At 50.8% G+C, this 24,334-nt stretch carries 20 protein-coding genes; 3 read left to right on the plus strand and 17 right to left on the minus strand.

Annotated features, from left to right (window positions below; all coding sequences use genetic code 11):
* Nucleotides 1-76 precede the first annotated feature (76 nt).
* On the plus strand, nt 77-946 hold the full coding sequence (locus tag EOE67_RS08545; RefSeq protein ID WP_127698678.1) for a hypothetical protein: 870 nt from the start codon (nt 77-79) through the stop codon (nt 944-946).
* Between the two features lie 69 nt (nt 947-1,015).
* Here EOE67_RS08545 and EOE67_RS08550 read toward each other — a convergent pair whose 3' ends face one another.
* Nucleotides 1,016-1,585, minus strand: a complete 570-nt coding sequence (locus EOE67_RS08550; RefSeq protein ID WP_127698679.1) for an HAAS signaling domain-containing protein — start codon at nt 1,583-1,585, stop codon at nt 1,016-1,018.
* A gap of 1 nt (nt 1,586) precedes the next feature.
* Nucleotides 1,587-1,964: a PadR family transcriptional regulator gene (locus EOE67_RS08555; RefSeq protein WP_127698680.1), complete on the minus strand. Its 378-nt coding sequence runs from the start codon at nt 1,962-1,964 to the stop codon at nt 1,587-1,589.
* 253 nt (nt 1,965-2,217) lie between these two features.
* Between EOE67_RS08555 and EOE67_RS08560 the strand changes: the two genes are divergently transcribed.
* Nucleotides 2,218-3,123, plus strand: coding sequence for an AraC family transcriptional regulator (locus EOE67_RS08560; RefSeq protein ID WP_127698681.1), 906 nt, complete (start codon nt 2,218-2,220; stop codon nt 3,121-3,123).
* A 124-nt stretch (nt 3,124-3,247) separates the two neighbouring features.
* On the opposite strand, the gene EOE67_RS08565 is transcribed toward EOE67_RS08560, so the two are convergent.
* Nucleotides 3,248-4,063: a THxN family PEP-CTERM protein gene (locus EOE67_RS08565; protein ID WP_127698682.1), complete on the minus strand. Its 816-nt coding sequence runs from the start codon at nt 4,061-4,063 to the stop codon at nt 3,248-3,250.
* 315 nt (nt 4,064-4,378) lie between these two features.
* Between EOE67_RS08565 and EOE67_RS08570 the strand changes: the two genes are divergently transcribed.
* Complete coding sequence (locus EOE67_RS08570) at nt 4,379-5,947, plus strand: UPF0149 family protein (RefSeq protein WP_164852259.1); 1,569 nt, start codon at nt 4,379-4,381, stop codon at nt 5,945-5,947.
* On the opposite strand, the gene EOE67_RS20685 is transcribed toward EOE67_RS08570, so the two are convergent.
* The 14 genes from EOE67_RS20685 to EOE67_RS08640 form a co-directional block, all read right to left on the minus strand.
* Nucleotides 5,944-6,327, minus strand: a complete 384-nt coding sequence (locus EOE67_RS20685; protein WP_206099534.1) for a hypothetical protein — start codon at nt 6,325-6,327, stop codon at nt 5,944-5,946. The genes EOE67_RS08570 and EOE67_RS20685 overlap by 4 nt on opposite strands.
* Nucleotides 6,328-6,366: 39 nt before the next feature.
* Nucleotides 6,367-7,710, minus strand: a complete 1,344-nt coding sequence (gene yjjJ, locus EOE67_RS08580; protein WP_127698684.1) for a type II toxin-antitoxin system HipA family toxin YjjJ — start codon at nt 7,708-7,710, stop codon at nt 6,367-6,369.
* A 162-nt stretch (nt 7,711-7,872) separates the two neighbouring features.
* A complete protein-coding gene (locus EOE67_RS08585; protein ID WP_127698685.1) occupies nt 7,873-8,928 on the minus strand; it encodes a DNA-processing protein DprA in 1,056 nt (351 codons plus the stop codon).
* Nucleotides 8,928-11,024: a RecQ family ATP-dependent DNA helicase gene (locus tag EOE67_RS08590; protein WP_127698686.1), complete on the minus strand. Its 2,097-nt coding sequence runs from the start codon at nt 11,022-11,024 to the stop codon at nt 8,928-8,930. The genes EOE67_RS08585 and EOE67_RS08590 overlap by 1 nt, the downstream gene beginning before the upstream one ends.
* A 145-nt stretch (nt 11,025-11,169) precedes the next feature.
* Nucleotides 11,170-12,999, minus strand: a complete 1,830-nt coding sequence (glmS, locus tag EOE67_RS08595; protein ID WP_127698687.1) for a glutamine--fructose-6-phosphate transaminase (isomerizing) — start codon at nt 12,997-12,999, stop codon at nt 11,170-11,172.
* 2 nt (nt 13,000-13,001) lie between these two features.
* Nucleotides 13,002-13,793 carry a DeoR/GlpR family DNA-binding transcription regulator gene (locus tag EOE67_RS08600; protein WP_127698688.1) on the minus strand — a complete coding sequence of 264 codons (792 nt, stop codon included), beginning with the start codon at nt 13,791-13,793 and terminating at the stop codon, nt 13,002-13,004.
* A gap of 155 nt (nt 13,794-13,948) precedes the next feature.
* Nucleotides 13,949-17,878: a two-component regulator propeller domain-containing protein gene (locus EOE67_RS08605; protein ID WP_127698689.1), complete on the minus strand. Its 3,930-nt coding sequence runs from the start codon at nt 17,876-17,878 to the stop codon at nt 13,949-13,951.
* 70 nt (nt 17,879-17,948) lie between these two features.
* Nucleotides 17,949-18,140 (minus strand): hypothetical protein, encoded by a 192-nt coding sequence (locus EOE67_RS08610; protein ID WP_127698690.1) that lies wholly within the window; start codon nt 18,138-18,140, stop codon nt 17,949-17,951.
* Nucleotides 18,141-18,500: 360 nt separating this feature from the next.
* Complete coding sequence (locus EOE67_RS08615; RefSeq protein WP_127698691.1) at nt 18,501-19,907, minus strand: HDOD domain-containing protein; 1,407 nt, start codon at nt 19,905-19,907, stop codon at nt 18,501-18,503.
* Nucleotides 19,908-20,009: 102 nt separating this feature from the next.
* Nucleotides 20,010-20,324 (minus strand): DUF2288 domain-containing protein, encoded by a 315-nt coding sequence (locus EOE67_RS08620; RefSeq protein WP_127698692.1) that lies wholly within the window; start codon nt 20,322-20,324, stop codon nt 20,010-20,012.
* A gap of 56 nt (nt 20,325-20,380) precedes the next feature.
* Nucleotides 20,381-21,733: a sigma 54-interacting transcriptional regulator gene (locus EOE67_RS08625; RefSeq protein ID WP_127698693.1), complete on the minus strand. Its 1,353-nt coding sequence runs from the start codon at nt 21,731-21,733 to the stop codon at nt 20,381-20,383.
* Nucleotides 21,734-21,735: 2 nt separating this feature from the next.
* Nucleotides 21,736-22,314: a hypothetical protein gene (locus EOE67_RS08630; protein WP_127698694.1), complete on the minus strand. Its 579-nt coding sequence runs from the start codon at nt 22,312-22,314 to the stop codon at nt 21,736-21,738.
* Complete coding sequence (locus tag EOE67_RS08635; RefSeq protein ID WP_127698695.1) at nt 22,311-23,729, minus strand: sensor histidine kinase; 1,419 nt, start codon at nt 23,727-23,729, stop codon at nt 22,311-22,313. Before EOE67_RS08635 ends, EOE67_RS08630 begins: the two co-directional genes overlap by 4 nt.
* Nucleotides 23,730-23,944: 215 nt before the next feature.
* Nucleotides 23,945-24,139 (minus strand): hypothetical protein, encoded by a 195-nt coding sequence (locus EOE67_RS08640; RefSeq protein ID WP_068059482.1) that lies wholly within the window; start codon nt 24,137-24,139, stop codon nt 23,945-23,947.
* Nucleotides 24,140-24,334: the final 195 nt, after the last annotated feature.

Consider the following 24,334-nt stretch of genomic DNA (forward strand, 5'->3'; position numbering starts at 1 on the left):
CAGTAGCTTTTGCTAAAGTAAAGCATCGACCGACCATTGCAGTGCTTCGGCGCGTTTGGCAGCCAGTGAGGTCACTATGCAGCTCCTGATCCGTTTTGGACTGTTGTTTTTGCTAGGGATTGGCGCCGCAGGCCACACCATGGCCAACCAGATGTGGTTGTTGCTAAACAATCACAGCGATAGTCGCGATGGCCGTGGTGATGTTGATATTCAAATTCTGAGTCTGTTGCAGCAAGTCGCAGCGCCTGAACTTCAGATCGAGCCAATACGGCTTGGGGATGCCCGCAGCTGGTTACTGCTGCGCCAGCACCCAAATTATTGTGCCATGAGCAAGATCTGGACGCCGGAGCGTGCTGAATTTTTACACTTCTCAGCCAGCCCCACCTCGGTGTATCCACCGCTGCTACTGATCAGTGACCGTCACTTCGGCGGCGAAGTAATCGATTTTCAAAGGCTGCTGCACCAGCAACCAAAACTTAAAATCGGCCTGGTACAGGGGCGCAGCTATGGTGAAAATCTTGATGCATTGCTTAAACAGTTTCCGAATAATTTCTACCAAAGAGGTGGCGAATTTGCCGCCGAGACTTTATTGCAAATGCTAAGTAAGCAGCGGCTTGACGCCATTATTGAATTCGCAGCTACGGTGCGTAGCCATGAAACTCAAGTGCCACAATCCCGCCAGTTTATCCGGCACCGGCTGCAAGATCAGCCGGTGATCAAAGGTTTTCTGGTCTGTCACAAAAGCCCGACAGGTCAGCTGTTGATTGACCTTATTAATCAGAAAATGCAGTTACCACAGTACCGTAACACGGTGTTCAAACTGCACCAGGACTATTTTGATGCTGAAGACTTTGCATTGATCAGCAACGACTTACAGCAGATATTTAGCCCGCAGCTGACCGGTCTATACCCAAAATCATTGAAGATTCGGGTAGGCGGCAACTGAGCGAATCCCCGGGAGCATAGTAGTCCTATGTGACTGGGGTGAGCGAAGGCGGCCAACAACCCCGAATCTTCAAGGATGACGGGTATATAAGTGATTTTTCAGCACCGCCAGCACCCGGCGGGTCAACCACATCAGGGCGAGACCCAATACAATCGCTACCGGCACCAGTGCCATACCAAGCAGTTCCTGTTCAGGCGGGAATGGCTCCGCCAGAAAAGCGATGGTCAGACTGTTACCTTCTGACATCGCCCACACACCCACGGCGTCGGGTGTAATCAGCTTGGCGCCAGCCAGAAACAGCAAACAAAACGAAGTCATAAACCCGAATACTGCCATGCCGTAATACAAACTAGCGGTCACCCCATGTTTCACCCGCTGAATGGCCCGGAAACCCAGCGGCGGCGGCGCACCGTCGGTCATATGTGCGACATATTGCTCGGCCAATTGCCGTGGTTCGCCAAAACCCTGCAAAATTGTTGCGGCATCGGCTTGTTGCCCGGCAGCTTCGCGCTGCTCGATTAAATCAAAAATATGGCTTTCGATTTCCCGGATCACTTCTTTGGCTTCAGCCGGGCTCAGTCTTGCCAAATAACGTTGTAAGGTATTGAGATACTGATGAATCATTTGCTGTTGTTCCATCTCAGGCTCCTGTCACTTTGATTGGATCCGGCCCCGGATGAGCCAGTAAATATTCGATATCCTGTACCGACTGGCGCCACAGGCTGGTTAAATCGCCAAGCTTGGTTAAACCGGCAGCGGTCAGGCTGTAGTATTTACGTGGCCGGATGTCGCCTTCCTGCACCCACTGCGCATCCAGTAATTGCTCGCGTTTTAAGCGGTCGAGCAATGGATACAAAGTGCCTTCGGTGATCGCTGTGGACTTAAAACTCTGCAATACCTTCAGCAATTCCAGCCCATATAAAGTGCGGTGTTGCAGCGCCGCCAGGATCACCAGTTCCAGTGAGCCTTTGCGAAGTTGCACTTCCCATTTTTCCTGTGTTTTGTCATCGGTCGTCATTGGCAGCCTGTTGCTTCAAAGGAATCGATTTAGAAATTCATTATACTTTGCAATACATAGTATGGTGTTAACCATAACCATTAAACTTTGCAAGCGCAAGTCCATTCCGGCACATTAGGTACAAATTTGTCGAAAAAAACCGCAAACAATGTCAGGTGGAGCTGCGCTAGAGTGCAGCTACCGGTTGAAGCCAGCAGGTGGAATACGATGGGTGTGGAACAGGAACTGTGTAATGCCAGGAGTAAGGAACCCAATGAAAGTACAAACGTCGATGCAGTATCAGCAGCGTTTACAGCGGGTGATTGATTATATTTATCAGCATCTTAGCGAAGACTTAACCTTGGAGCAGTTGGCAGAGCAAGCCTGGATGTCGCCATGGCATTTTCATCGTATCTACCGCTTGTTGGCAGAAGAACCGGTCAACATGACAGTCCGGCGGCTACGGCTGCAATCGGCAGCAGGGCAGCTATTACGTAGTGAGTTATCGCTGCTACAGATAGCACGCCAGTTGCGCTATAGCAGCGCTGAAGCACTGAGCCGGGCTTTTCGCAAACAATATGGCGTCAGTCCGCAGCAGTACAAGCAACAGTACCGTCATCAACTGACGACTGCCGCCAGCGTTGAGGAGTTTACTAACATGATGTTACAACCCAGTGCTCAGCCTGATCTACAGGCCTATCCAATTGAAATTCAACCTTTTGCCAGTGTATCGTTGGTTGGATTACCCCATCAGGGTGACTATCTTGGCATCGGCCAAACCTTTGACAAACTAGCGATGCTGGCCGGTGAAGCCGGTTTACTCGATGAACAAAGCCGTTTTTTTGGTCTGTATTACGACGACCCGCTCACAGTACCGGCCAAAGACCTGCGGGCACTGGCCTGTGTCAGCGTACCTACGGAAACACGATTGGATCCAACGCAACCTGGTGCCGGGCAGCTGCAATATCTGGACTTGCCACAAGGTATCACCGTCAGTTTGTTATTCCAGGGCGATTACGCGCAGCTGGAGCAACCCTACAACTGGCTGTTTGGCCAGTGGCTACCGCACAGTGGCGAGGAGCTAGCGGATTTTCCACCCTTTGAAGAATATCTGAATGATGTGAAGGACACCCCGCCAGCAGAGTTGCTGACGCAAATGCGGTGTTATTTAAAGCGGTAAAACGCTTGACGGGTCATCCTGCTGGCAAGAAAAACCCCGCGAATGCTGCGGGGTTTTTCAAAAGTGGCAGGCTGCTTAAGCGGGCGAAATTGATACCGAACTTGCAGATTCTGGTGATCAACCTTCAGCTCAGTTGCGGCTGACGACGACGGGCCGTTAAACCCATGCCGAGCAAACCTAAAGCAAACACACCCAGGGTACCAGGCGCAGAAACATCCAACTGTTCGGCGTTAATTAAAAAGCCAAATTGCGCTTTGTTTGCCTGACCTTCAATGGTCTGAAAACCAAGACAACCCGCTTGCGCACCAGCAACTGCACAGGCTGCTGCACTAAGTAAGTTCAGCGACTGAGTGGTTTCGATCAAGTTGATGGTGTATTTAAAACCGTCATAGACAAACGAGGTGACTAAATTTTCCTGGTTGATAATGACAAAAATGTCATCACATGAACTGACGCTGGTAAAACCGCAATTGGTGTTCGAGCCATTGTTTGGCGTTTCTTTGAAGCGGACATCAAAGTTTAAAACTTTGGCCGGGAAGGTCGGTCCCATTTCTGGTGCAAATGGTTTTAAGGTTAACGAGGTGCGCAGCACGGCACTTTGCAGGGTCTGAAAACCAGCGGTTAACACATTATTATGGTGGGTAATACTGTTGGTTAAAGCTGCAGCTGTACCGCCGGTCGTGGCCAAAGCGGTATCGGCCATCTCGTCGAGGACTAACGCACTGCGATTTAGCGAGCCGCCACCTTCGTACTTACCACCTGTAGCACCCCAACTGATAACTTTGTCTTTAACGACGGTCGTGCCATTACCACCACTAAATACCACCGGATTTTCCCAATTCGAACTGGCGAAATATTCCCAACTGGTGACGAGCCCTGCGGTAGCGCTCAGCGGCGATAAAGCGGCAGCAAGTACCGAGGCAATGATTAGTTTACGCATTTCACACTCCATGTTTAGTTGAATTATTTAGACTAAAAACGTCAGTCCGACCTGCTAAGGCAAGTTGTATGCCAGCAGATCAACTGCTTGAATTCGTTCCTTAATTATGGAAAATGAATATTTATGCTGTATAGGAAATAGACACTAATCGGACGAAACCCGCCAATTGTTGATAGGCATTCCAGTTAGTCGACAAATATTTTGCAGAAGTGCAGCATAACGTTTACGGCATTTTCATTACAATTGACGGCAATACCAACAATCTGATTTATGCTTATGCTGAATTTTGATTTTAACGAACATCGGGTGCTCTCCATGAACAACGTGCTTGTGATCAACTGCAGCAAAGATGCTGCCGAATTTTTTTCTACCCTGCGCCAAGGGGTTACCCTAAGTCCACTCACGGCTGCACCAACTAAACATTATCGCGACGATGCCACGATCCAAACCGAAATCAGCGCTGAACCTTGGTTTTTTCAACAATTTCTGGTGCATCAAGTCAGCATTGAAGGCAAAAAACAGCTGATTGTGATGGAATTGCATACCCGCTACGTGGTCGTCATTTCCGGTGTTCGTAAAGGCGACTGCCAGGGTTTTCTGGATGCGCTGCAGCAGCAACTCCACGCGGTGTTAAAGGCGGCATTTGATCGTTACCTGCCCGAACTCAACATCCAGCTGCAGCCATGCATCAGTCATACAAAAGCCGCCGATGTACGCTGGCATCAACGCAGTGAACGCAGCGCACAAGGGCAAATTAATCAGGTCACCCAATTGCTCAAAGATGGTTTTTTTATTGATTATCTGCAGGCACACGACGGCAAGCTGTTATTTCACCAAAAACTAAATGCCGGTGCGATGCTGCCTTCCCGCGCAACGTTTGCCGATGGCCGGCCGGCAACCGCGTCTCAGGCGTTATTAGAACGTTATGGCCACCAGTTTGCAGCGCTGACGGATGCTCAGCAACAACTGTGGCAACAGCGTGAATATGAAAAAAAGGTCGAAAAAGCCAATCAAAACTATCAGCAGACGCAGCTTCAGCTGGCATTGATCGGCAGCTATCACAACTTCGACAAATTCGCGCGTGCAGGTTTTAGCTCAACAGACGTGTTGAATTTTCAGGACTTTTTTATCAATGCCGATGATAGCTGCGGTATTGTTAATCTGGCAGAACTGGACGGCTTATTGGCGGGTATTGCCTCAGGCCCGACGATGATCCATCCATCACTATGGTTGCCGGTGGTGATCCCAAATGCGGCAGTCCACACAGAAGCTGAGATCGGGATAGGTGTAAAATACTGCATCAAATTGCTCAATTGCAACGCGGACTTGTTGATGGAAAATCAGCAGGCCTACTGCGGACTTTGGTTAAGAGATAAACAGCGAAATATCGATTTTGTCGCCTTTTGTTATGGCTTTACCCTGGCGATGACCTTTGATCCTGAGCCGTGGCTCAGTTTACCGGCAGAGCTGCAAAGTCGCTTGCAACCCATCCTGATGGTGGCATTGCGGGAGCCGGATTTACTGAAAACCTTTGCCGCCTTGCCAGCGCGCACGCAGGAGCTGCTTTGCCGGTATTTTGAAGATACGGTCTGCCAGGTGCAGCTGTATTGGTTAAAACAGCGGGCAAAAGAATTTGGCAAAAACCCGACACAGCTAACCAGCAACCGAGCCCCGGTATCGATTGACCCGCGAATTTTTGCCAGTATCGCCCTGCCTTTTGAGGAGCTGCTGGATTACGCCTTCGATCTCACCAAATTTAAAATCCAACCGCCCTCGCCGCCACCGCAACAGCCGGTACGTCGCGACGAACAAAAGACCGGCCGCAACGATCCTTGCCCTTGTGGTAGTGGCCGTAAATATAAAAAATGTTGTGGCAGCAACTAGCGGGCAAGCCAGGGACTAAGCTGGTGATTGGTCTTCATATCCCGCAGTAACAACGAACCAGTACCACAGACGTTTTGCTGCTCATCCAGCAGCAACCAGGTCTGCGGAATATACCCAAAATCATTGAAGATTCGGGTAGGCGACGAGATCGTGAGGCCCCAGGAGCATAGCTGTTCTATGTGACTGGGGCGAACGAGCGAAGGCAACACCCCCGCATCTTCAAGGATGACGGGTATATCATCACTTTGCAGTGATTCGGCAAGCTCAGCAGCAAAATCCGCCAGCGTTCTCTCTGGAAACAGCGCATGCCATTCGTCGAAATGCCATTGGGCGATTTGCGGGATGGCTTGAGGGTTTTTACGAAGATTAATCAATTGCATGACAAAACAACCTGGAGATCCTGCAGGCACAAGCAGACGCTAGAGCATACGCCAGAGACTATCTTTCACTTGCCGCAACTGTACAAAATTCTGCTGCATTAATAGCCGAAAACCTTCGCTGCAGCTTGGCTCAGCGCTGAGTTGTTGCCAGTACTGCTCGGCCATCTGATACGCAGCTCGCCAGTGAACACCGGCGACGTCCAGTTTTAAGTTTGGCAGCCAGGCATCCTGCTTGATAACGCCGGAGCGAGCCGGTGCAAAGCACATCGGCAGCATATCGTAACAAGGCGCCAGCTGCAGTTCTGGTCTTTCCAGTGAATCATCCAACCAAAAAAACGATAAATTGCCGTTGTGCATATCGGAATTTCCGATCAACTGCCCAAAACACCAAATTCGATGCACCAGTTGCCTGTCAGCATCAGACAATAGCCCCAGGTCTACCAATTCGTTTGCCAGCAGGGGCCAGGATAAATTGGCTTTGCCGATGAATTCGGCATCAACCGCCATCAGCGATACCAAGCCGTACCGCGCAAATAATCCTTCGCGATCAAACCGCTCTGACAGAAGAAAAGTACGTTGTTCACTTTGCACAATCTGGCATTTTGCAGAAGGTACACCCCACGAAGCTAACAATGTGAGCGCCGCAGCTTCGGCACATAACAAATCCGCCCACCGCTGCGCCACCGGGTTAGATTCTGCGGTCAGGGCTGCCGAATACTTAACTAAATAATGGCGCTCATCGATACCAGCGGTAAATTTCGGCTGTTCACCCGCAGCCGACGAAGGGCCGATTTCCCCCTGATCAGCCAAACTAGCTTTAGTCGGCAACTCAGTCATTTGACAAGACTGTGGCTGTAGAGTTAACCAGCGATGATAACTATCATGCCCAATCAGCAAATTTCCGACGGCGTCATGTGGGATCAGCACCAAGGCTTTTAACACATCTTCCGCTTGCCACAATTCAGGCTCAGCGGATGTCAATTCAAGCGCTTGCCAGCACTGTTTGGCTAACGCACGACCAATAAACCCTCGTGGGCGCATATCTTGGATAAACCAGGGTAAATCGTCGTACAGATACTGTTGTTCGGGGGTTTGCAGCAAATAGTATTGCGGGTACAACAAAAATAGTTGCCCCAGCAGCGCTGGTTCTCCTGCCGGGCTGACTTTATACACAGGCCAATTCTGATGACCATCCAGCGCCTTTACTGCAAAATAACGTGCTTGTCTGGCGTGCCCGACCTGCAAAACCTTCGGCCCCAACTTTTGCAAACGCCTGGACAACGTCGGTTGGCTGATGGCCAGTGCGAACATCATTTCTTTAGTGGTTTTCCCACCCGCCAGCAATAAACTCAGGACATTCTCCAGTTCAGGGTCAAGGCGCATCAGAATAGATCGGTGAATAGATTTAAGAATTAATATAGATTAATAAGCCATTGAATTAGAATATTAAATTTTTCAAGTTATTAAATAAATGAATAGATACTCCCGCCGTATAAAATTTCTGGACAGGCCTGGACATACCAAAATTAATGTTCAGTAAAAACGCTAACTGAGCTCAGAGTTCAGGTGGGAAGTGTCGAACAAATCAGCCTGCAGCTGTGAAGCCGTATTATAACCAGCCACCGCCGGTTCACCGACAACCATTGCCGGCACCGGCTGACTGACCATCAGCGCTGCAATATTCAGATTGTTGATATCAGCTTCCGCCCAGCGCCCGCCTTTTGCGACAAAACAGGCATTCGCTGCCTGAATGTCATGGGTTGGTTTCACCCATAACGGTACCCAAGCTTGTTGTAGGTTCTCGCTGGCGCCGTTAAAAGTACCGCCTTTTGTCGATGAGTGGATCACCAGCGCACTATCCGCCAGGCAATAGATATACCGGTTTCTGGCCATCGCATGCGCCGCAGAAAATGCCGCTTCCGGATAAACCGACGAGATAAGCACAGTCGTGCCATTCATCAGCCCCTGCCGCCATTTGGCGCTGGTGGCGGCTTTCAGTAAGCTGTCTGCCAGCACCCCAACCACCGCGCCAGAACTGTGCATCGCGCCGAGCATCGCCGCTTCATCTACACCGCGAGCGCCACCAGAAACAATAGCCACCCCGGCAGCGGCCGCCTTGGCGCCGACTTGCTGGGTAAATAACAAATCATCGGTAACTGCATTGCGCGACCCCACCACCGCCAGACCACCGGCATTTAATAGTGCTTTATTACCGCAACCAAATAACACCGGCGGCGAGGCATTTTTTAAGCGTTGTTTTAACCGTGTCGGATATTCTGCATCTGAGCGGGTAACCAGCCAAAGACCAGCCCGCTGCCATTTCTCCAGCGCCAGCGCCAGACTGTGACCACGCTTTAGCAACTGCAAAATGCGCGAAGCCTCCAACTGCGCAATCTGGCAGCCCTGCAACAACACCGAAACATCTGCTCTCAGTAAATCAGCTGGTGTCGCACCTTGTTGGTTGAGCCACAACGCAAAACGCCCCCACTCGGCAGTGCTGAGCGGTTTCACATTATCGGAACTATTTATAATTGCAGCACTGGCCGCACTGAAATAGCAGGTCAACAGTACCGTCGCTTGCGCCATAGGGGATAAATTCATCAATCTTTTACCGAAGCTGTAGCAAGCGCAACCGGATGGACCAAGCCGCTACCTGCTTGTTGCAATAAGGCCGCAATGACAGCGAGCGTCCAACCGGAATCCACCAGATCGTCCACCAGCAACACCGGCGCTGTCGATATATTTGTTTGCACCGCAAAAACACCATCCAGATTTCGACACTGAAAAAAGCGGTTTTGCTGCAATCGTTGGGGCTGGTTATGCTTCACTTTCGTCACAGCCGCCAAATAAGGTAAACCTAATTGTATCGCCAGCCGCTGCGCAAAATCGGCAACTAGGTCAGGCTGATGCAACGATGGTACAGCACAAACCCAACCTGGTGCTGGATGGGGTTGCCAGCGTTGCTGGATCATCTCTGCAACTGCTGCAACCAGCTCATCACCAAAGCGCCCAGCCTGTTTATGCACGGCCACGGTACGACCCCAACCGGCATCGCCCCAGCGGGATAATACCCGCCCTTCCTGCGCCTGTAACTCTTTCGGTAAATTGCCACGAAAACCATAAGCGGTAAACGCATTCGCCGCGACCTGAATTTTGGGGGGCAACATCGTTTCTGATTGTCTGAGCAGTACCGCGGCCTGGTGTACCAATAAAGCATTCAGCTCAGGCGAAACCACAGGCTGGCCCAGGCAGGACGTACATTTGCCGCATGGAGTGGCATCGAGATCATCAAGAGCACGCCGCAAAAAGGTCATTTTACAGCCAGTCTCAGCCAGATACGCCTGAACTTCGGCCCATTCCTGCTCGCGCTGCCCGATTAAATGGGCGATACGGGCGTGATCCATCACATAGGGCACCGGCACCCGACGCCATTGACTATTGAGCTTGATCACGGGCGCTGGATTCTCCACGCTCAACAGTTTCAGCACCTTCTCGATTTGCCCCTGCCGCAGGTTCGTGCGTTCTTCAATTCCCCGGATTGATAAACCATCAGAGTTTGCCAACACCTGCAAAATTTCATCGACCTGTCCTTGCGCAGGGAAAGAAGCACCACGAAAAAACTGATGGATGTCTTGATCTTCCACACCCGACATCAATACCCCAATCGCATGGTCGATGCCACGCCCGGCACGACCGACTTGCTGGTAATACGCCACAATCGAGCCCGGCGCCTGATAATGCAGCACAAAGCTCAGATCAGGTTTGTCATAACCCATGCCTAAGGCCGTTGTCGCGACCAACACCTTTAACTGATTGGTTAATAACAATTCTTCAAGGTACTGCCGATAGCTATTGCTGTTGGCAAAGCCAGTGGCCTCGATACTACCATGATAGGCTTTGGCAACAATGCCATTGGCACACAACCAGTCTGCCACCAGCTCCGCATCCCTGATCGTCAGGGTATAAACAATGCCGGTACCGGGTAAAGTCGGGATCACCTGCGCCAACCATGCTAGACGCGATGCCTGATCAGGTAACAGCAGTGTTTGTAGTGCCAGACTGTCGCGGATCAACGGCCCACGCTGAATGTAAAGATCACCGAGTTGCTGTTGAATATCGGCGACTACCCGGTTATTGGCTGTTGCCGTGGTGCCAAGCACCGGCGTATTGGCCGGCAATTGCCGCAAAATACTAACAATACGCCGATAGTCCGGCCGAAAATCATGGCCCCAATCGGAAATACAATGTGCTTCATCGATCACCATCAAGGCGATGTGGTTCGCCACAGGTTGCAGCACAGTTTCGGTAAAATTGTCATTGGCTAATCGTTCCGGTGAAATCAGTAGGCAATCAATCTCGTCCGCCAATAGTCGTTGTTTCACTGACTCCCACTCATCAGTGTTCGACGAATTCATCGTTTCAGCAACAAGACCTAGGCGCTGCGCCGACTCCAACTGATTTCGCATCAGTGCCAACAGTGGCGACACAATAATGGTTGGGCCAAAACCGCGATCGCGGAAAATTTTGGTGCTGATAAAATACACCGAACTTTTACCCCAACCCGTGCGCTGCACCACCAACAACTTTTGAAGCTGATTCACCAAAGCATCAATCGCTTCCCATTGCCCATCCCGAAATTGTGCTGCCGGATTGGCTAAAGCAGTTTGTAATAAGTGTTGTGCCTGTTCGCGGTTCATTATCGTTCCCTGATCTGATTAGTCGAAGGTGCCGCAACTTGTTTCGCGAAATCAGCATGACTGAATTTAAGCATAAAAAAGCCCAGCCTACCTGATTGGGTATAGCCGGGCTTTCATATATTTCAACCAATAATTAACTTATAAATTACTCAACAGTAACAGACTTGGCCAAATTCCGCGGCTGGTCCACATCAGTACCTTTAATAATCGCCACGTAGTAACTCAATAACTGCAGCGGGATGGTATAGATAATCGGTGCGATCAGCGGGTGCACGTGTGGTACGTTGACCACGCGCTGGGTGGCGTCGGACTTGAAGTGAGCATTGGCGTCGGCGAAGACGTACAGGATGCCGCCGCGGGCGCGGACTTCTTCAACGTTCGACTGCAGCTTCTCTAACAGTTCGTTGTTTGGCGCGACCACGATGATTGGCATTTGCGCGTCAATCAGTGCCAGTGGGCCGTGTTTCAGCTCGCCGGCGGCGTAGGCTTCGGCGTGAATGTAGGAAATTTCCTTCAGTTTCAGCGCGCCTTCCATGGCGATCGGGTACTGATCGCCACGGCCTAAGAACAGTGAGTTGTGCTTGTCGGCAAATTCTTCCGCCAGCTTTTCAATGCTGCTGGCCAGTTCCAGCGTTTGCTCTAACTTGGCTGGTAATGAACGCAGCGCTTCAACCATGTCTTTTTGCTGGGCAGCGGTTAAACCATTGTATTTACCAATCGCCAGCGTCAACATCGCCAGGCCAACTAACTGCGTGGTGAAAGCTTTGGTCGAAGCCACACCGATTTCAGCGCCGGCGCGGGTCATAAAGGCTAAATCTGATTCACGCACCAGCGATGAGCCAGCCACGTTACAAATGGTTAAGCTACCGACATAACCGGCTTCTTTGGCCAGACGCAGCGCAGCCAGCGTATCCGCGGTTTCGCCTGATTGCGAAATGCTGACTAACAGGCTGTTTGGCTGGACAAAAGATTTGCGGTAACGGAATTCAGAAGCGATTTCGACGTTACAGGAAATGCCGCCTAACGATTCTAACCAGTAACGCGCGACCATGCCGGAGTGGTAAGAAGTTCCACAAGCGACGATCTGCACGTGTTTAACTTTTTTGAACAGCTCAGCCGCGCCATTACCAAAGGTTTCGTCCAGCACGGATTCGGCGTTTAAGCGGCCTTCCAGCGTGTTGTTGATGGCAAACGGCTGTTCGTAGATTTCTTTGAGCATAAAGTGGCGGTACTGGCCTTTGTCACCGGCGTCATAGCTGACGTTCGATTCATGCGCCACGCGCTCGACCGGCGCACCGTTTTTATCAAAAATACGCACTGTGGTGCGGGTAATTTCCGCCACGTCGCCTTCTTCTAAAAACATAAAACGACGGGTCACCGGCAATAACGCCAACTGATCCGAAGCAATAAAGTTTTCGCCAATGCCTAAACCAATCACCAGCGGGCTGCCAGAACGCGCCACCACTAACCGGCTTGGATCAGTTTGGTCCATCAGCACAGTGCCATACGCACCGTTGAATTGTTTCACCGCTTTTTGTACTGCAGATAATAATGACTCAGACGTTTTTAATTCTTCTTCGACTAAATGCGCGATGACTTCAGTGTCGGTATCGGAATTAAACACATAACCTTTGCCTTTCAACATCTCGCGCAGCGGGCCGTGGTTTTCGATGATACCGTTGTGCACTACAGAGATTTTTTCAGAAACATGCGGGTGCGCGTTACGCTCAGATGGCTCGCCGTGGGTAGCCCAACGGGTGTGCGCAATACCGGTGCCGCCTGGAGTTGGTGTTAATTTCACCGCATCAGACAGTTCTTTGACTTTGCCTAAACGGCGCAGACGTTGTAATTCGCCGCTGTTGCTGATCACCGCCACACCGGCCGAATCATAACCACGGTATTCCAGGCGACGTAAACCTTCAACCAGGATTTCTACCACATCACGTTGCGCTACAGCGCCGACTATTCCACACATATTTACTCCGGTTTATCGGTATTGGGTTGGACAGGGGCACAAATCACTTTGACCCCCTGCTGTTCTATTTGCCGTTTTGCCGTGTCGGGTAACTTATCGTCTGTTACCAGGATTTTAATCGACGTCCACGGCAGTTCTAAATTATGGATTTTGCGGCCGATTTTATCGGATTCAACCATCACCACCACTTCGCGTGCCACTTCAGCCATCACCCGGCTTAAGCTGGTCAGTTCGTTAAAAGTGGTGGTGCCGCGTTGTAAATCGATGCCATCGGCGCCGATAAACAGTTGGTCAAAATCATAGGCGCGTAATACTTGTTCCGCCAGCTGGCCCTGAAAGGACTCAGACTGGGCGTCCCAGCTACCGCCGGTCATGAGTAATTTGGGTTCGTGCTCGAGTTCACGCAGGCTGTTGGCGATAAACAGTGAGTTGGTCATCACCACCAAACCTTGTTTGTTTGAGAGCTCTGGCAATAACGCCGCTGTGGTGCTGCCGCTGTCGATAATAATGCGGTAGTGATCACGGATTAAGCTGGCCGCCACTTTGGCAAGTGCCTGTTTTCTCGCTGAAATTCGTTCAACCACGGCTTCGGTCATCAGCTCTTGCGGCAATGACACCGCACCGCCGTATTTGCGCAACAACAAACCGGTGTGCTCCAGCGCGGTCAAATCTTTGCGAATGGTCACTTCAGAGGTCGCAAACTGCATCGCAAGCTCGTCGACACTCACTTCCCCTTGTTGGGTCAGTAATTCGACAATAGCGCGACGACGTTGTTGGGTGTTGCGTTTGTTCATGCTATCCGCTTAGTGATTTGAATCTGATGTTTCGATTCGAAAGATATTCAATCATTTCGAAAGTCATTTTAGACACTCGAAAGATAATTGCAATCAAAATATCTGGTTTAACACACCAGATTTGGGATAAAAAATCACCAGTGCTTACAACGCCGTTAATCGGGCCGGCGCAACTGTGGCAATAAAATCCGGTAATACAAACCCTGGCCTAGTTCGCTGCTGGCATAAATGCTGCCATTGAGCTGCGCTGTCACCAGATTGTAGACAATATGCGCGCCTAAACCGCTGTTGCCTTCACTGCGTTTGGTGGTGAAAAACGGGTCGAATAACCGTTTGAGCGTATCGGCGCTCATGCCACAGCCGTTGTCGCGGTATTCCAGCTGAATATGCGCCGGCGTTTTTTGTACTTTGAGCTCAATCAGCGGTGGCACGCGCATCTCCGCGGTAAAACCGTGTTGCAGCGAATTCATCACCAAATGGGTCAGTAACTGCGCCAGCGAGCCGGCATCGGCATATAACGTAATGCCAGGATCTGATGACAGTTGCAGCTGACATTGCCGCCGGTTCAGCTCCGGCTGTAGCGATCGGATCACTTCTTTTAAGTACTCCGCCACATCAAATTCACGCAGACTAATCGCCGACTTATCCACCGCCACCTGCTTAAAGCTATTGATCAACGCCGCCGCCCGTTCGGTGTTTTGCGTTAGCATCAAGGCTGCGGTATTGGCGGTTTCCAGGAAGCGCTCGAACTCCGGCACCAGTAATTTGCGCTGCTGATGCGCCAAAGTGATAGCCGCCAGCTCAAGCTGCAAATGGCTGGCCGCCGTGACACAAATACCCAGCGGCGTATTTACTTCATGCGCCACACCGGCCACTAAACCACCCAACGACGCCATTTTTTCCTGCATCACCAACTGTTGCTGCGTTTGTTGTAGCCGCGCGACGATTTGTGCATTGGCCACAGCAATGGCGATATTGCTGGCCAGCGTTCGTACCAGATTGGTCTGCTGTGGTGCAAAAGCTTCTATTCTTGGGCTTTGCAGACTTAAACAACCGATCTGTTCACCATCCACCCCCAACGGGAAATACAACACCGATTGCATCGGCGCGCCGTTAATTGGCGGTGGAATTTCTGGTAAATACTGCAAAAACTGGTCACGTTGCTGAATGTTAATTTCGCGCTGCTGATTAAAGCTAACCGAGGCCAGATTCACCTCCGGCTGCAGTTTCAGCTCAAAAGGTTCCATCAAGCGGCCATTTTCCAGCCAATGACTGAATTCCAGGCTCTGAGTGTCCGGGCGGAAAATACCAATAGCGAGCACGTGCACGTCCATGATTTCATTCAGGCTTTTATGGCACAAAAACAGAATTTCCTGCAGATCTAACGACGCAGTGATTTGTTTGGCCAACATCTGCAGCAAGGTCATATCGCGGTAGGATTCCGCCAGCGCCTGATTCTGGGTTTGCAGCTCAGCAGTGCGGCGGCTGACCACTTGCTCCAGCCAGTTACGGGTTTGCCGTTCATTGCGCAGCCGAAAGCGCAGGAACGCCCAAATCGCGCCAAAGGTCAGCAACGCAGCGGCGATTTTTGCCCACCAGGTTAACCACCAGGGCGGCAGAATTTTAACCAGCACCCGGGTCGCACCATCGGCTGGCCAGCTTTGCCCTGGCCTGCGCGCCATCACTTCAAACTGATAATCGCCCGGCGCTAAGCGGGTGTAAGTGGCCTGACGGCTGCTGGCATCGGTTTCAATCCAGTCGCGGTCAAAACCCGACAGCCGGTAACGATAGCGGGTCTGTCCTGGCTGCACAAAATCCAATGCCGAAAACTGCAGCGTAAACATGTCCTGTTCGTAGTTCAGTCGCACTTCGCTGGCATAACCAATCGCCCGTTGTAAGACACTTTTTTTATCCTGCGCCGGCCGGACTCTTTTGTTAAACACATTAAAACCAGTCAGCCGCACGACTAAGGGCTCCGGCTGCTGCAAAAATTTAGCCGGGTAGTAATAATCCAGTCCCTGATTGCCGCCGCGCAGATGCTGGCCATCCTGATTGACCAGCCATGAACCAATCCAGGTGGTCACCTGAAAACCATGGGCTTCGTTAAACTGGACTAAATCCTGATTCTGCAGCTGAGTGCGGTACAACCATAAAAAATTCGGTGCTTTACGCAGATAAATATCCGCATCGTCGCTGCCGACATAGGCTTTAAAACCTTCGATTTTCTTTGCATCGTCTTTGCTACGCAGCAGCCGATGATTGACGTTGCCAGCCCGGATCCACAGCTCACCACCTTCGGGATAAATCAGCTGAATGCCATTAAAACGCAGGCCTGCCGCGCTTTGCGTGCCTTCGCGCCAGCTTTGCACTTTCCCGCTTGGCAACGCCAGCCTGGAAAGGCCTTGATCGGCATACCCAATCCATAAATCGTGATGCTCGTCAGCCCGCATGGTGCTAATGGTGTCACTGGCAAGGCCGGTATCGGAGGCGAGATCCTGGCGGAATTGTTGTTTGGTGCTGCCATCTAGCAAAAACAAACCTTCGCCACGGGTACCAACCCAAAACCGGTTGAGCGTATCCTGATACAATACGCCGATATGCGGCTGCACTTCGGCGTCAGTCAGCGGATAAAGTTGCCACAGACCGGTGCGCTGATTGAGCTGAAATAAACCGGAATCGGTACCAATCCACACCACCCCAAGATGATCCTGCAACACCTGGCGCACCAGCGTTGGCATTTTTTCTTGTGGTTTTTCCAGCCGGATTGGCCAGCGTTTGACGGTCGCCGTAGTTAAATCAGCTTCGGCGACACCGGCATCGCGGTTGGCGAGCCAATAGGTTTGACCGGATTTAAGCGACATACCAAAGACATCGTTGTGCGCCAACAACGCCGGGTTGTTTGGATCTACCGGCAAATTCCGCACTTTTTGCGCGATGGCCGACAAGCCGTAAATACCGGCCGGGCTTTTCATCCACAAGGTTTGCTGGTTATCCAGCCATAATCCGGTCAGGTTGTTGCTCTGAATTTGATGCGCGACAATCGGATTGGCACGAAACTGTTGCCAGGGTTGATCCGGTGCAGGCAAATACCACAAGCCCTGGTCATAACTGCTCACCCACAAACCGCCATCCTGGCCAAACCATAAATCCGTCAGCAGACCACTTTTCAAAAGTTCCGGTTGTTGTGCGACCAGTTGCAATTTCTGACTACTTTGCAAATACCGCAATAAACCACCACCATAGCTGGTCAGCCAGACCTGGCCGGTTGCATCCATCTTGATGGTGGTCACTGCCGCTACTTTTAAGGCTGAATTGTCGACACTGAATAACTGTTTATCCAGCCGCTGTGGATGCCAGCGCAAAGCGCCGCCTTTATTCTGGCCCCGATTACGCAGTGGCGCGCTGCCGGTGCCGATCCACAAATAACCTTCATCATCAAGTAATAAACTATTGATAAACAACCCATCAATTTCGCGGGACGCCGCTGGCAGTTGCACCAGTTCCAGCTGCTGATTTTCGGCATGCCAGCGATATAGACCGGCACCAAAGGTGCCAACCCAGATCTGTAGATTTTTATCCTGATACAAAGCGCTAATTTCGACCTGCTGTACGATGCCTTGTGATCGCGGAATGGCGACCCGGCTGAAACGCTCGGTGGCCGGATCAAACAAATTCAGTCCGCCGTAGCGGGTGCCCACCCACAGCTGACCACGGCGATCCAACATTAAGGTCGAAATCCAGTCTGAGGATAAACTGCTGGCATCGGTCGGATCGGCGCGAAAACTCTCCACCACCTGACCGTCATACCGATACAGACCATGCTGAGTACCAATCCACAAAAATCCTTGTGCATCCTGCACCAAAGCAGTGGCCTGGGATAAAAACGGGTGTTGCCGTCCAAGTTGCATAAAACGGCTGTAAACTTCCACCGAAGTGGCGGTGGTGGGAGTGACACTCTGGAGGGAGGAAGTGGCAGAACTGTCCGGCAACGGCAAATGATGGGGGGATGCGGCAAAGACCAGCATGGGCGCCAACAACGACATCATCAACCAGCAGCGCAACAACCACCCAGGTTCCCACAGCATCAGCATTTTTTCCGGTCAGGCGAGTTTAAGGCCTAGTATTGATGCTTTTTGACAACGCTGCAATAGCTGTTCAGTAACTGGCACGCCACTGGTAAAAGCCACAACACAATAGTAACAAAACCAGCAAGATGGCCAACAAGCAGACCCGCCTGTCCAGTGACTGATATATCCAGTAATCAATCACTACCAACAGCCCGGCGGGTAACAACATCCAGCCTAATTGCAACCACATTAACAGCAGCGGATTGGTTGAATTGAACATGACACAACTCCCTGTTTTACCGACAACCCACACCTGCGCAGCCTGGTTGCTGCCTGATGGCGACCCTGTTGTCGTTAAAAACAGCATATTTTAAATGAGAATCATTTGCAATACGGATTTAGTGCTTGTATAGTGTTTTGGTCATGGAGACAAACTGTACTTGCACGGTTTGCGGAAGGATCCGAAATCCACGGTGTTTGCACCCTAAATCATTGAAGTTGCAGCTCAGCCACGGTTGAACCGCAATGAAGCTCAGCTTCAGGGATGACGGGTTATGCGTTTCTGCAGTTTGGGAGTAGCCTGATACTACTCCCTTTTTTTTGCCCCTCAGCCTTGAAGTGGCTCAAGCTGCTTAAAGACTCACACCGCCGCTTCGTTGTGTTGCAGCATCAATTGCAGGGTATTGGCGACCAGCTGAAATTCGGCGAATTGGCGTGGGGTCACTGCTTTTCCGGCGGCGTCGGCGTAAAATAGAGCAAAAATACGTTTTTCCACTTTGAGGCTGGCGACCAGACAATCGCCATCCTGTGGTAACAACACTTCCAGCCCCGCCAGCGGCTGCGACGCGGTATTTTTCGGTCGCCAGATGGGTTGTTGTTTCAATAATAAATCATGCAGCAACTCACCTTTGTGCAGCTTATCCAGCTCAATTTTTAACTGCTGGCGCCAGACCAGGGTGTCGCGGCCGGCCACATAACGCGGTTCAAATGACTTACTTTTATAATCCATCAACATCAGGCTGACACGCGCAAGTCCAGCGCCTTCATGCAGACAAAGCACCGCCGAATGCAGAATTTTTGTCAGATTGTCGCCCAGCTGAAACAACTTAAACAATAAGTTCAGATGCCGCACCAGTTCGTGGTCAGTAACGGCGTATTGCGCTGTGGCTTCCAGAATTTGCTGACGGTCTGGCAATTGCGGCAGAATTTTATCCGCGCCGTAGCTACTGGCGATAGCCGCCGCTTCATCCGCCATCAGTAAAATTTGTTGATGGCTTTCTTCGACGCTGAGCTGGCAGATTTTCGCCAGTTGCAAGCAATGCTCAGTCATTTGTGGTGATGTCAGGCCTTGCTCAATATGCTGACTGATTTGATCCGCCAGATTGACAATACCCGCCAAAGCGCCGGATTTTTGCACCGGACTGACCGCATCCAGTAATAAATCACCAAGTTTCCACTCTTTAATCAGTTCTTTATTCAGCGTATCGATGCCGACACCGAGATATTTCATCGCAATGGAGTGTTCGTCATCAGGGTACAAATCACGCTCGACGATAAATTGCTCGGCAGCGGTTTCCTGGCTGGCCAATAATGCTAAATCGGCCACTTGTCGCAGTAACGCGGCAATAAAGACCTGTTCACGCCGGTCGCTGTCCAGCTTCGGCACCATCGCCCTTGCTTGCACCGCCGCGTGAAAAGAGCGGGCAAGTCGTTGTAACAACATCGCTTTGGGTTTACCACTGAGGAGGCTGTCAATCAGCACACTGGCCAGCGTAATGTTTTTGACTTCAATAAAACCAATCTGCACTATGGCCCGCGATACCGTTTGCACCGGTTTACTGGAACGGTTGTAGTGCACGGTATTCGCCACCCGCAGCACTTTAGAAGTCAGGTTGGCGTCACGTAAAATGATTTGCGCCAGATCGTCGGCACTACTTTCGCTGCTGTCATTGAGCTGACAGACTTCCAGCACGACGCTGTTAATGGATGGTAGTTTCTGATTGAGCAGCAACTTCATCCAGGCGGATAAACCACGGATGTCCGACATGCATTACCTTTTTATAAATGTGACAACGACATTGAAGATTGTAGCTGTAACGAGCGTAAGCAACTAATACAACGAAGCTGTTTGCGGCAAAGTTGGCTGCGACTAGGCAGCTTTATCCTGCACCAACACCCAGGGCGAAATCACCACCGCCCACAACATCGTTTGTTGTTGATACCAGGCCTGCGCCTGATCGGCTTCAACCCGTCCTAACTGGCCTTGCGCCAGCCAGGCCGCCACTTGCGGCTTGGCATCGGTGGCAAAAGCAAATGCCACATCAATCAAATCAAGCGCTGCCGACACCTGTAATACATCACCGGCAGCGTAAAATTTTTGCAGCTCCAACCAGCTGATCACCGCGGTTTCGGCGGTAATTTTTGCTTTTAATACGTCGGGTTCGACATCAAAATTTTCGTTCATCTCACTTCACTTTGCTATTTATATAGAACTCATCCACAACCATTTTTTAAGGCTGCTTACTCAGGCTCATCACCTTGCTCTGAGACCTGCGCCGCGCTTAATTCATGTTTTTTCAAAAGCTTGTGAAAATCAGTTCGATTCCGTCCAGCAAGTTCTGCCGCGCGGGTGACATTACCTTCGGCCATTTTTAACACCCGCACCAGATACTGCCGTTCGAACTGATCCCGCGCTTCGCTCAGCGTCGGCCAGAAACTGCGGTTTTGCGCCAACGCCTGTTCAACCAGCGCCAGACTAATCACCGGGCTGCTGGTCAGCGCCACACACTGCTCCACCACGTTCACCAGTTGCCGCACATTGCCCGGCCACTGCGCTGTGACGAGCGCCTGCATCGCATCTTCGGAAAAACGATTGACCTGCACATGGTGACGCTCACCACTTTGTGCCAGCACGTGCCGCGCCAGTAGCGGAATATCTTCGGCTCTTTCGCGTAAAGTCGGCAGCTGCAGATTCACCACATTTAGCCGGTAATACAAATCTTCGCGAAAACTTTGCTCTTGCATCGCTTGCTTTAAATCACGGTGGGTGGCAGAAATCAGTCGCACATCAATCGGAATTGATTTGGCACTACCTACAGGGCGGATCTGCCGCTCTTGCAGAGCCCGCAGCAATTTCACCTGCAACGGTAGTGGCATATCACCAATTTCGTCGAGGAATAACGTGCCGCCATCGGCTTCACGGAATAAACCTGCATGCTCGGTGACCGCACCGGTAAAGGCACCTTTGGCGTGACCAAACAGCTCAGATTCAAGCAAATGTTCCGGCAAAGCGCCGCAGTTAATCGCCACAAAATTACGGCGGGCGCGTGGGCTGGCCTGATGAATGGCTTTGGCCAATAACTCTTTACCGGTACCGCTGGCGCCGGTGATCAACACACTGACATCACGCTGCGCCACCCGGTACGCCTGCTCCAGCAGTTGATCCATACCTTTGCTGCGGGTGACAATGGCCTGGCGCCATTCGTCTTTACTTGGCACATGCGATTGATGCACCGCTTTTTGCAGAATATCGCGCAGTTCAACATTGTTCAGCGGCTTGGTTAAAAAACCAAATACCCCGCGCTGCGTTGCAGCAACAGCTTCCGGAATAGAACCATGCGCCGTCATCAGCACTACCGGTAAACCGGGGTTACGTTTGGCAATTTCATCAAACAGCGCCATGCCGTCGAGTCCCGGCATCCGCAAATCGCTGAGTACCACATCCACCGGTTGCTTGGCCAACATGGTCAAAGCTGTTTCGGCACAATCGGCGCTAATCACCTGATAACCTTCACCTTCCAGGCGTAAAGTCATCAGTCGCAATAAACTCGGATCATCATCAACCAACAATAATCGGGCGTTATTTCCGCTCATCCTTAGCCTCCGCCACTTTGATTCAACTTGGCTTCGATTTGGGTCAGTGCATCAATTTTCTTTTGTAGATCAGCGTTTTGCTTCTGTAAACGTTCCAGATTATCTTGTTGCTGGCCATTTAACCGGCCCAGCGCTTTGACGGCAGATTCCGATTCCAATAACTTTTGATTGTAAGCATGATCCCAACGCAACATGTCAGCTAAACCGGACGGCAGGGTCGTTAATTGTTCACCAAGCTGGGTTTGTGCTTTAAAACGTACCGGATAAGGGTTGTCCGGATGAATGCGGATCAGCAGCTGCTGCAATGACACCACCGGGCCGTATTGCAGATTTTTACTCAGATTGTCGCGTTGTTTGGTGGTCATTTTCAAAAGCTCAGCGCGAAACTCAGTCCAGGCGGTCAGGCTTGAAACATCATCGCTGATCGCCATCGCAGGTTTCACCGGCTCTGGTGCCTGTCGTGGTAACTCCACCACTTTTTCCGGCTCGGGGGTCGGTTTAATGATCACCGGCAATGGTACCGGTCCCCCCTGACATCCAGCTAACAACAGGCTGCCAGCCAGCACAGACCATAACTTCATATCGAATCCTCAACCATAGGTAATCGGATGCGAATACAGACATCTGCATAATTCACATCCACAATTTCGGCCAGCCCGCCCAACAGACGGGCGCAATCTGCCACGATCGAAAGTCCTAAACCCGACCCCTGAATGGCATCAAAACGCGGTGCTGTACCACGCTGAAAGGGTTCAAACAGTTTAGCCCGCATTTCCGCCGGGATCGGCGTTCCGTTATTCGCAACATCTAACAACATAAATTTATCGTGTGGCCGCAGCACCACCCACACCGGGCTCGATTGTCCGCCATAAGCCTGCGCATTATTAATCAGATTATCCAGAATACGCCGGAACAACATCGCATCGGTATAAAGCCGCGGCAGCTGACAATCCAGTTCGATGTATTGCTGGCGTTGCTGCAACGATAAGGCATGGTCGTTAAAACAACTTTGCAGTAACTGCTGGCTGTCATGCCAGGCGAACTCTGGTTTTGCCTGCTGTAACAAGCGGTTGTAATCGAGCAATTGTTCTGTAAGTTGGCTTAACCGATCGGCGCTGCCACTCAGCAAGGTGACGACTTCTTTTTGCTGTGGGTTCAGCATACCGACCACTTGTTCCGATAATAGTGCACAACCTTCTTTAATACTGGAAAGTGGGGTTTTAAGTTCATGCGAGGCATGACGCAATAGAATCAGCCGCAGCGCTTCTAACTGCTGCAACCGCGACGCCAGCCAGCGCAGTTGCTCGCCGAGTTCGGTGAGTTCGCGCGGGCCTTCCACTTGTTCATTCGGGAAATGATGGCTGGCCTGGCCAATCGAACGGATCATGGTATCCAATTGTTTAATCGGCGAAGCAATCCGCGCCGATGCCCACAACACCAGCAATAACGTCAGGATCACCAGTGCGACACTCTGCCAAGCCAATTGGTTTTGCGCCGCCACCACATAACTTTGCTGGGCTTGCAGCCGTTCTTCCAGCAAATTCCAGGTTTGTTCGGTCAGCTGCCCTTGTTGCTGACGGATTTGTAGTAACAACGGCGATAAATCTTCAATGCTGCTTTGCAGGTAAATTTGCAGTAATACTGCGACGTGCCGCTGTTGTTGTTCACATAAACTTTTGGCGTTCAGACTCTGGCACAAAGTGTCCAGCATTTGCTGATAATTTTCGATATGAGTTTTGGCTAAACGACTCAGTGCATCAGTGCGCAAAATGCTGAATTGGCGCACCGCCCGCTCAATATCTATCACCACATTTTGCATATTTTCAGTGACTTTGACGCTGCCCACCGAAGTTTCAGCTTCGGCAACTGCGTAACGACTGACATCCGACAAAGCGCTATTGCTTTGCCACAACAATACTGCAAGCGGGATTAACGCCAGGAAAAAGCTCAGCAGGATAAATTGCCGCAACGAAGCAGGCTGAAAAGGCATACGCATAACGATGGGATCTCCTGACTTCATACAGCAGTAACGAGGACTATCGGTTTCTATCATAACGGATTAATGCAACAGCCCCAATCAGATTCAATCTTAGGTAAATGCAGGTGTTAGAAAATCCTAAAAAAGGTAAACCGGTAACAGTAACGAAATGATTAAATTTCAGGCAAAAAAAAGGCCGGTAATAAAACCGACCTTGAAGGGATTTGAAAGGGTTATGCGCGGGCTGCAACACCAGCGGCGCGGGCCTTACGTACTTTAGCTGACTGACGGTTGTAAGCATCCGCAAATTGCGCTTTTTCCAGCTGACGTACGGCAGTACCGTTTACATCAATTTTGCGTAAGTAAGTAACAAACACAAAAGCATTGACCGCGAAAAATACTGCTGCTGCGATTAAAAATGTGTCCATGGTGTACCTCTTCTCATGTTGCCAGCCTCGACTGGTCTTTAAATTCTTAACTTCACTGATTCGCTTCATCAGGTAAAAAACGGAAGTGGAACCTGCTGTATCACTTGCGTTATTTACCTGGACAATCTGTTTAATGCACGGGTTGTGCCAACATTTTAAATTAAATAATAGTCGTTTAATTTCAACTGCTTAAAA

This window comes from Rheinheimera riviphila, assembly GCF_004005945.1.
Classification (GTDB): Bacteria; Pseudomonadota; Gammaproteobacteria; order Enterobacterales; family Alteromonadaceae; genus Pararheinheimera; species Pararheinheimera riviphila.